This is a genomic window from Hoylesella marshii DSM 16973 = JCM 13450 (assembly GCF_000146675.1).
Taxonomy (GTDB): Bacteria; Bacteroidota; Bacteroidia; order Bacteroidales; family Bacteroidaceae; genus Prevotella; species Prevotella marshii.
Window position 1 is genome coordinate 1443456 of record NZ_GL397214.1, and the last position, 7039, is coordinate 1450494.

Annotated in this window: 4 protein-coding genes and 1 pseudogene; 3 read left to right on the forward strand and 2 right to left on the reverse strand. The window is 49.9% G+C overall.

Translation table 11 applies throughout. From position 1 onward, the window contains the following. Positions 1 to 21 precede the first annotated feature (21 nt). A complete protein-coding gene (locus HMPREF0658_RS06070; RefSeq protein WP_006949360.1) occupies positions 22 to 1737 on the forward strand; it encodes a Na/Pi cotransporter family protein in 1716 nt (571 codons plus the stop codon). Positions 1738 to 1941: 204 nt separating this feature from the next. Here the strand turns inward: HMPREF0658_RS06070 and HMPREF0658_RS06075 are convergent, their stop codons facing one another. Together HMPREF0658_RS06075 and cysS are read right to left on the reverse strand one after the other, a co-directional pair. Continuing rightward, a complete protein-coding gene (locus HMPREF0658_RS06075; RefSeq protein ID WP_006949363.1) occupies positions 1942 to 3534 on the reverse strand; it encodes a hypothetical protein in 1593 nt (530 codons plus the stop codon). 857 nt (positions 3535 to 4391) lie between these two features. Beyond that, positions 4392 to 5882: a cysteine--tRNA ligase gene (gene cysS / locus HMPREF0658_RS06080; RefSeq protein WP_040557849.1), complete on the reverse strand. Its 1491-nt coding sequence runs from the start codon at positions 5880 to 5882 to the stop codon at positions 4392 to 4394. Between the two features lie 95 nt (positions 5883 to 5977). Between cysS and HMPREF0658_RS06085 the strand changes: the two genes are divergently transcribed. Both HMPREF0658_RS06085 and HMPREF0658_RS12035 read left to right on the forward strand, forming a co-directional pair. After that, positions 5978 to 6634 (forward strand): glycosyltransferase family 2 protein, encoded by a 657-nt coding sequence (locus HMPREF0658_RS06085; RefSeq protein WP_006949377.1) that lies wholly within the window; start codon positions 5978 to 5980, stop codon positions 6632 to 6634. A gap of 285 nt (positions 6635 to 6919) precedes the next feature. After that, positions 6920 to 7039 (forward strand): annotated as a pseudogene (locus HMPREF0658_RS12035) (IS5 family transposase); the annotation flags it as partial.

Sequence of the window (7039 nt, forward strand, 5' to 3'; positions counted from 1 at the left end):
GGTATTACAATAGACAGAATTATGACTACGAGTGACTATTTACTCATCTTCTTCAAGATTGTCGGCTCATTGGCTCTTCTTATCTACGGAATGAAAGCCATGAGCGAAGCATTGCAGAAGATGGCGGGTTCGCAACTGCGCCACATCCTCGGCGCTATGACCACCAACCGCTTTACAGGCATGCTGACGGGCACGTTCATTACCTGTGCCGTACAGTCGTCGTCGGCCACCACAGTGATGACGGTTTCGTTTGTGAATGCCGGTCTTCTGACCCTTGCACAGGCCATCTCCGTCATCATGGGTGCCAACATCGGCACCACGCTCACGGCTTGGATTATGTCGTTGGGCTATTCGGTAGACTTATCTACCTTTGTCTTCCCCGCCTTTCTCGTAGGTATCGTGCTTATTTACTCGCGCAAGTTCCGCTACGTGGGCGACTTCCTCTTCGGTCTTTCCTTCATGTTTTTCTCTCTGGTGCTGTTGAGCACGGCGGGTAAAGAACTGCGTCTCCAAGATAATCCCGATGTCTTACACTTTTTCGGTTCCTTCGATACCAACAGCTATCTCACCATCATTATCTTCCTGCTGATAGGCACCGTTATTACGTGTATGGTGCAGTCGTCGGCCGCCGTCATGGCTATCACCATCCTGCTCTGTTCCACCGGCGTATTGCCCATCTATTTAGGCATTGCTTTAGTAATGGGAGAGAATATCGGTACCACGGCCACAGCCAATCTTGCGGCACTCGGAGCCAACACCCAAGCCCGACGGACTGCCCTCGCCCACTTGGTCTTCAATGTTTTCGGCGTGGTATGGGTGCTGTGTCTTTTCTATCCGTTCGTGCATACCGTATGCTGCCTTGTGGGATATAATCCCGAAGACCATAGCCTCACACAGGCACAACTCGCCGTAAAACTGCCCATTATCTTGGCAGCTTTCCATACGCTGTTCAACGTTACGAACACAGCGATACTCATTTGGTTTATCCCGCAGATGGAGAGGCTGGTATGCGCGCTCATCAAACCGCGCCGCAGCGAAGACGAAGAAGACTTCCGCCTACGCTTCATCCAAGCCGGTATCATGAAGACTCCGGAGCTTTCCGTACTCGAAGCACAGAAGGGGATCGGCTCATTCGGCGAACGCATCCACCGCATGTTCGGCATGGTTAGAGACCTCCTCGTGACCAAGGATGAGGCAGCCTTTGCCAAACTCTTCGCACGCATAGAGAAGTACGAAAGCATTTCCGACAACATGGAAATAGAGATTGCCAAGTATCTCGACAACGTGAGCGACGCTCACTTAAGCGATGAGACAAAGGCTAAAATACGCGCCATGCTCCGCGAAATATCCGAGATAGAGAGTATCGGCGACAGTTGCTACAACATCGCACGCATTATCAATCGCAAGATGAGCGGCAAAGAAGACTTCACCGATGAGCAATACCGCCACATCGGACAGATGTTTGAATTGGCCGACGATGCCCTCACACAAATGAAAGCTATGTTTGTTGCCCCCAGAGAGGAGCTGAACGCCAACCGTTCGTTCAACATCGAGAACGAAATCAACAACTACCGCAACCAGCTGCGAAGCCAGAATATCAACGATGTAAACGACCATAAATACACCTACGGCATGGGAACGCTCTACATGGATCTCATCAACGAATGCGAAAAATTAGGCGACTATGTTATCAACGTCGTAGAAGCGCGGCTTGGTGTGCGCCAGAAAACAGCTTAGTTCTCTGTATCAAAACACATTGTAGATAGGCATACGTTGCACTACAGCGTACCAAGGATATGCCCACCCGTTCAGCAAAGGGGATGCGTCGAAGTTCGGACGCATCCCCTTTTATACTAAACAGGTCATGAGATTTGGGCATACAAAAGCCGACCCACTCGGTATCAGCCGGTGGGTCGGACAGGTGGGACAAGTCCCGCAACATTATTTAATAACAAGCTTTTTCGTTATAACGTGCCCGTTGGAAAGGCGGTCTCTCTTGATATAAACGCCACCGTGAACCGGTTGCGTGACCATTCCGTCGAGCGTATAGTAGGTAGTGCTTACCACTTCGCCCGCCATTGAAGGAGCAGCGATGCCCGTGGTATAGGCTTCATAACCCTTACCTGCGAGCGATGACCCTGCCACAAGTGCCCATGAAGCTGTGCGTATAGCTGCCTTCTGAGTATCGTTTGAAGCAACGCCATAGAAACTTGTCGGGTTGTGGAAGTTGGTGTCTCCTACAGCACCTGCGATGGTGTTCACCACATTGTCGGCCTCGCTCGACCCATCAAAATAGTCAAGGTCAGCATCCACATTCGTATTGCGTCCGGCATTGTGCTGCACGGTGCAACTCGTAATCCGTCCGCCTCTGACGAAGATTCCGCCACCCTTGAAAGCGAGATTGTTGTAAACCACGACACCGAATACCTCACCACCCTGATTGTAGATGCCACCGCCCTTGCCGCCTTCTGTAGCGCCATAGTCTTCGGTGTCGGCATGACAGCCAGCCACTACCACACGTTCGGCTTTCACGGTGTTGAAGAGGCCGCCACCATGAATGCCTCGACAGTCGAAGATATGGCTGTCGGTCATCGTACCTTGGTTATATACGGCTCCACCGGTAAAGGCATAACAGTCGGAGAAGCGGCATTGGCTCACTGTTCCGCCCACATTCACAAGGGCACCGCCGGCATCGAGTGCTACGCAATGTTCGAACTCACAGCGAGCTATCGTCACGTTGATGGCATAGACGGCACCGCCCAGGCCATTGCCGAAACTCGAATGGCTGAAGTTACGAGCGAAATAGCAGTCCTCTATAGATGCCGTTCCGCTACCTTCGAGACGCACAGCACCCCCTTGCGTATCGCTACTGCCGGTACTTTGTACGGTGAAGTAAGCACTGTTTTCCAACACTTTACAGGCTGCCAAATGCACATTGCCTTTGGCATAAAGTGCCCCGCCGGCAGCCTTCACTTTCCACACCATGGCGTTACCGCCCTTGAGCGTGAAACCGTTGATGACCGTCGCTTTCTCAAACTTCACGTTGGAGTAGAGAATATGGTTGCTGTTATTGGCCGTACCGGGTATGAGGTCTTTCTCTACACGCCACCCATAGCGATAGTTGGAGGCATACATCAGAGCGCGTTCCCACACGTCGGGCACATCGTCATCTCCGCTAAGGATGGTCTCATGCTCAAAATCGTAAGCCTTACCCGATGCAGCAAATGTTCGGTCGGCCTTGGATGTTTCCGTACCGGCAAAGCCACCGTAGAGCGATACACCCTCTTTCAGCGTAAAGGCACGTGAGTTTTTCTTGCTGCTATTGATGAGCTTCACGGGTTTGTAAGTGCCGGTGGCAATCCATATCTCATCGCCGGAAACGGCTTTCTCAAGCATGTCGTCGATGCTTCCCGATGCCGTTGCCCACGAGGTGCCATCCCCTGTCGCACCGGCTTTCACATAGTGTACGGTAGCATGCGTCAACTGTACAGACATGGTCAATAGCATGGCCGAAGTAAGTAAAAGATGTTTCATAGTGTTTTGCTTTTATATGAGTATTAAGATTTTATCATAGGGTTGCGGAACACCTTTCCGCACTGTTTCCGGCTGCAAACGGCTGCCGGTCGGTAACGAAGCGTCATGTGTCGTTTCCACAAACCACATGGCGAAGATAAACATATTTTTCCGTACTGCAAAAGAAATACGACAATTTTCTTCTTTCTGCCGATGATGTAGATTGTCCTGTGCCGATATCTCCTTAAAAGGTGTTTTCCATTGGTAACTTTTCACCCCGTTTTTGTGATGATTCTTTACGCGAGTTCGGGATAAGAGAATCTTATCTAATCGCCCCAAAGAGGCGACAGTCCGGCAACCTTATTCCGAACTCACGTATTTTTACGTTTATGCTTCAGAGTGCGGAACTCCTATACTTCCTTTAACTTTTAATCTTCAGAGTGCCGAACTCTGTTATTTTTTTCATTCTACCTCCAAGCGTGCGGCCACTTTGCTCTTCGGTGTCCTCTCTCCTCGGGGATGCGGGTAAGCTCCGTCGGGGCTTACAGTCCGATAGCCTTATCCCGAACTCACGTATTTGCAGAGAAAAAGTTCGGGATTGTAACTTTTATGGGTTGTAAAGTCACGATTCATAAGTCCCTATTTGTCCCCCTGTACAGATGCCGTTTGTCCGTGGCACAGATACGGTTTGTACAGGGAAAGGTCGGCAATCGTTCTCAGTGCAAATCGCATCGGTTGTGGGATTCTGTCGCACCTACAGCGCTCCATTTAGGGGAACGTCTTATACCCAGCGCGATGCGCTGGGCTGATAATATTGCGCGCTTACAGCACTTACATTACATCTTGTACCAAGATAATATGGTATCTATACACCCTAATTACTTGTTCAGTTTCCATGTAACACCGTCTTTCGTGTCTTTCACTTCAAAACCGTCTTTGGCCAACTCGTCGCGTATGCGGTCGCTTGTTGACCAATCTTTGTCGGCTTTAGCCTTGGCGCGTAGATCGAGCACCATATCTACCACCTTGCCATAAGCGGCTTCGCGGGCATCATTATTGGCGTTTTTCTCGCTTTTCAGTCCGAGCAGGTCGAAGGCGAAAAGGTGCATCGTGTCTTTCAGCTCCTGCAAGTCGGCGGCGTTGATGCTGCCCTTGTGGTCAAGCACTGTGTTGATGATACGGCAAGCCTCGAAGAGGTGACTGATGACGGTGGGTGTCTGCAAATCGTCGTTGAGTGCATCGTAGCACCGTTTGCGCAGGGTAGCAACCGTTTGTGCGGTAGTTTCATCGGTGGATGGGGCAGGTTGGATGCGGTCGAGGTCGTCGAGTCCGTTCATCAGCCTTTCGAGTCCTTTCTCGCTCGCTGCCAATGCGTCGTTAGAGAAGTCTACCGTACCACGATAATGGGCCGAGAGAATGAAGAAGCGAATTGTCATAGGCGAGAAGGCTTGCTTCAGGAGCGGATGGGTGCCGATGAAGAACTGTTCGAGGGTAATAAAATTACCGAGGCTCTTTCCCATCTTCTTTCCATCTACGGTAATCATATTGTTGTGCATCCAATAATGCACCATCTGATCGCCTTGACTGGCTACAGCCTGTGCGATTTCGCACTCATGATGGGGGAAGATTAAGTCCATGCCGCCGCCATGAATGTCGAAGTGGTTGCCTAAGTATTTGCGCCCCATGGCCGTACATTCGCAGTGCCACCCGGGAAAGCCGTCGCCCCATGGGCTTGGCCAGCGCATGATGTGTTCGGGGTGTGCCCGTTTCCAAAGAGCGAAGTCCACCTGATTGTGTTTCTCGCCCACGCCGTCGAGTTCGCGCGAGTTGTTAATCACATCGTCTAAGTTGCGCCCCGAAAGAATGCCGTAGCGATGGTCTTTGTTGTATTTTTCTATATCGAAATAGATGCTGCCATGGCTTTCATAAGCATAGCCGTTGCTCATAATCTGCTTTACCAGCTCTTCCTGTTCGATGATATGCCCTGTGGCATGAGGTTCGATGCTGGGCGGTAAGACGTTGAGTGCACGCATGGCATCGTGGTAGCGGTTGGTGTAAAGTTGGGCAATCTCCATGGGTTCGAGTTGCTCAAGGCGTGCCTTTTTGGTTATCTTGTCGTCGCCATCGTCGGCATCGTGCTCCAAATGTCCCACGTCTGTGATATTGCGCACGTAGCGTACCTTATATCCGATATGACGGAGATAACGAAAGAGCACATCGAAAGTGATAGCTGGGCGGGCATGCCCTAAATGCGGGTCACCGTAAACAGTGGGACCGCAGACGTACATACCCACATTGGGGGCATGCAGGGGTACAAACTCTTCTTTCTTCCTCGTAAGCGTATTGTAAACAAAAAGTCGTTGTTGCATCATTCTCATTGTATTTTAATTTGCTGCAAAGGTAGTGTTTTTTATCTGAAATAGGTGGGAGGTATAGGGTTTCTTATATTTTTTATTTCGTATCTTTGCACGGGTGGAGGTACCTATATGGTTCCCCCTGCATTATTATTTATCTCAATCTGTCTCTGCTGATTTATATTATCGTATCCTGTTATAATGAAGAAGAGGTGCTACCGCAGAGTACCGAGAAGTTACGCAACCTGCTGAAACGACTGCACCAAGAGACAGAAGCGGAGGGCAGATTGCTGTTTGTCGATGACGGGAGCGGCGATCGTACATGGGCGATCATAGAGGAACTATCAAGAAAATACGACGAAATTTCGGGTATCAAATTGTCGCACAACCGAGGCCATCAGGTAGCCTTATGGGCCGGGATTCAGGAAACAGCCGGTCGCTGCGATGCCATTATTTCGATTGATGCCGACTTGCAAGACGACGAAAACGCCATTATGGAGATGGCGAAATTGTTTGTCGGTGGCGCAGATCTTGTGTATGGTGTAAGGAAAATGCGGGATATCGATACGTTCTTCAAGCGTTTTTCAGCAGAAACATTCTACAAACTGATGCATACGGTCGATAAGCGGATGCTTTACAATCACGCCGACTTTCGGTTGATGTCGGCACGCGCAGTAGACGCCCTCATGGAATACGGCGAGCGCAACCTGTTTTTACGTGGGCTTCGGAGAAAGCCATGCTCAAAGAAGTTGTCAAGCCTAACGTAGATACTTTTTTTCGCTTAGTCGGACGCCACGACAACTGGCGGGAGGCTTGCACCGGCGTTGCAAACGTCAAACCAAAAGGAAAGTTAAATGCTCAACATGAGCAAACGCCAAACCGAAAGGAAAGTTAAATGCTCAACATGAGCAAACGCCAAACCGAAAGGAAAGTTAAATGCTCAACATGAGCAAACGCTAAACCAAAAGGAAAGTTAAATGCTCAACATGAGCAAACGCTAAACCAAAAGAAAAGTTAAATGCTCAACATGAGCAAACGCTGAACCGAAAGAAAAGTTAAATGCTCAACATGAGCAAACGCTAAACCGAAAGGAAAGTTCAATGCAACGGCGTTGCAAGCGTCACACGATAACGGATGAAAACGGAATGGTGCTTGCCGAGGAAACGACAGCT